We start from the raw sequence: 2,356 nt of genomic DNA, 5'->3' as shown, positions 1-2,356 counted from the left end.
TATTATTTAATTTTATTTTAATATATTTGAAAATTTATTTGTATTTTTGTTAATGTTCTGTATAAGAAATATTTATTAATAAAGTTTTAATATGGGTACAATGACCTATAACATTAAGACTCCATCAAAAAGAGATATAAATATAACAATAGCATTAATGGCATTTTCCGGATTATTAATAATATACGTAGAGACGATGATAGTCCCGGCCATACCAATATTCATAAAATTCTTTCACTCAACATATAATAATGTTTCATGGATACTAATTGCATATATTATTTCAGGTACGGTATCTGCCGCAATTTTTGGCAGGGTGGCAGATATGATAGGCAAAAAACGGGTTTTTCTTGCACTCGGCATTGTCTATCTCATAGCAGTGTCTTTTGGTGGATTTTCCAGAACACTGGATGAATTAATTGCAGTAAGGGCTGTTCAGGGTCTGGGTTTTGGTATGATACCAATAGCCTTTGCAATAATCAATGACGTCGTTCCAAAAAAAGAACTCGCACTTGCACAGGGGATAATGAGTGCAACCTTTGCAATAGGTTCAGGAATAGGTTTGGTTCTTGGTGCATATATAACTGAAGACCTGGGCTGGCAGTATGATTTCCATACAGCCATTCCTGTTACTGCAGTACTTTTAATATTAACATATATTTATTTAAAGGATTATTCAAAGCCACACAGGGAGAGGATTGATTACATAGGTGTTTCCCTGCTTGCCATACCATTAATAACATTCATATTTGCACTATCAGAGGGGCAAACATATGGGTGGACATCCACCCTAATTATTTCCCTATTTGTCTTTTCATTTATAATGTTCTTCGTCTTTGTATACTTTGAATCAAATTATAAATATGCTTTTATAAATATGAAGCTCTTAAAGGTCAGGAACGTTCTAATGGCAAATATCATTGGATTGTTTGCCATGGCAGCAATGTATTTTCTTTTCTTCACTGTTCCAACACTTCTTCAGGACCCAGCACCAGCAGGATTTGGCAAATCTATTATAGATTCTGGTTTGATCATGTTTCCTGCAACTGTAATGAATATGCTCTTTGCACCTGTTGCGGCCAGGGTAATACGCAGAAAAGGACCAAAACTTGCCATATTTATAGGTTTGACTGTTGATTTAATAGGTTTTATACTTTTATACCTTTACAGATCATCACTGCTTGAAATTCTGCTGGACACAATGTTCGTGGGTGCAGGCATATCCATGATGCTTGTTGGCATAATTAATGTATTATTAATATCAACCCCAAGGGAGCATGCCGGTGAGGCCACAGGAATAAATACAGTATTCAGGGATATAGGTATGTCAATAGCACCTGCCGTTGGCGGCGTTCTTGAAACAATGTATACAGTACCCGTGGTTGTTGGCGAAGTCGATGTAAACGGTATTTTGGTTGCCATAAAACATGGATTCCCTGATGCAACAGCATATAACTATATATATTTAATAGGCGTTGTTTTTGTGATATTTGGATTCATTTTTACAGCGTTTATTAAAAAGGTCAAAAATACGAATTAATTCTTGAAAAAAATCCTAAAATAGATTAAAGCATGTTGGAGGCACTTGCAATCCAGTAGGAGGGCATAGCCCTTGAAAATGATAGTAATTTATCAGATAGTTCTATCGCGTTGAAAAAATATTATAAGCATCTAATTGATGAAAGATTTAAATACAACCAAGATAATATCATAAATACAGGGTTGAGATAAAATGGATGCATTTATCTTTGCAATGATAGGCATATTCGTTATACTTATCGGCATAGCAGGTTACGCTGGTGGCTTTAAATCTGCAGGCTTTGCAATGGCTTTTCTTGGCCTTGCAGGATTTTTGGTCACAGCAATGGCTTATTATTCCGGCTATGTTTCTTATTCTTCCGCACTTAAGCAAGCCACTTCTGCCAGCCAGATATCAATGTACCAGCATAACTTGAGCCTCAACAATTTCAATGGAATGCTCGGGCTTCTATTTTTTGGCGTAATGATTGTATTTGGCATTGCAATGTACTATCTCGGATGGAAGGAAGATAAAAAAATAAAAAATATAGGGGATAATTAATGTTTAACAATTTAAAATTAAAAAATTTTTAACAGTCTTCCTTGTTGCCTTATTTTTAGTATCTGGAATGGCAGTTTTAGATAATAATTTTATTCACAATTCAAATTCCTCACTAATTACTGATTTTTCATTACTATTCCCTATAAATGAAACTTCTTCAGAAAAAACATATGTGAATTATTCATCTGAGACATCTTTATTAGATGTATCAGTATAAAAGCATGGGCCTGGCCGGATTCGAACCGGCGATCTTCTCCGTGTGAGGGAGACGTCATA

Annotated in this window: 2 protein-coding genes; both read left to right on the top strand. The window is 35.1% G+C overall.

Annotated features, from left to right (window positions below; all coding sequences use genetic code 11):
• Positions 1 to 100 precede the first annotated feature (100 nt).
• A complete protein-coding gene (locus AOG54_RS02620; RefSeq protein ID WP_156150263.1) occupies positions 101 to 1,540 on the top strand; it encodes an MFS transporter in 1,440 nt (479 codons plus the stop codon).
• A gap of 192 nt (positions 1,541 to 1,732) precedes the next feature.
• The gene (locus tag AOG54_RS02615; RefSeq protein WP_048100847.1) at positions 1,733 to 2,080 is read left to right on the top strand and encodes a hypothetical protein; all 348 of its coding nucleotides are present in this window, start codon (positions 1,733 to 1,735) and stop codon (positions 2,078 to 2,080) included.
• The last annotated feature ends 276 nt before the right edge of the window (positions 2,081 to 2,356 follow it).

The organism is Acidiplasma aeolicum (assembly GCF_001402945.1).
In the GTDB taxonomy this organism is placed as follows: Archaea; Thermoplasmatota; Thermoplasmata; order Thermoplasmatales; family Thermoplasmataceae; genus Acidiplasma; species Acidiplasma aeolicum.
This window is presented reverse-complemented; position numbering and strand designations above follow the sequence as displayed.